This window comes from Holdemanella sp. DFI.5.55, from assembly GCF_020593575.1.
GTDB classification, from domain to species: Bacteria; Bacillota_I; Bacilli_A; order Erysipelotrichales; family Erysipelotrichaceae; genus Holdemanella; species Holdemanella hominis.
Window position 1 is genome coordinate 1 of sequence record NZ_JAJDMK010000441.1, and the last position, 219, is coordinate 219.

Consider the following 219-nt stretch of genomic DNA (forward strand, 5'->3'; position numbering starts at 1 on the left):
CTGACGGGTCGTGAAACGCTTTGCCGCAACGTTTTGAACGCCGGCTACACTGCTGATGGCGCTATGGCTCAACAATGCATCGTTCCTGCTGACTATGCAGTTAAAGTACCAGAAGGCCTGGACCCAGTTGAGGCAACTTCTCTGACCTGTGCCGGCGTTACAATGTACAAGGCACTGAAGGTTTCCGGCATCAAGCCAGGTCAATAGGTATCAATCGTT

1 pseudogene is annotated in these 219 nt (G+C 52.1%); it reads left to right on the forward strand.

The features are described from left to right. Nucleotides 1-207: pseudogene (locus LJE08_RS14740) on the forward strand (hypothetical protein); the annotation flags it as partial. Nucleotides 208-219 lie beyond the last annotated feature (12 nt).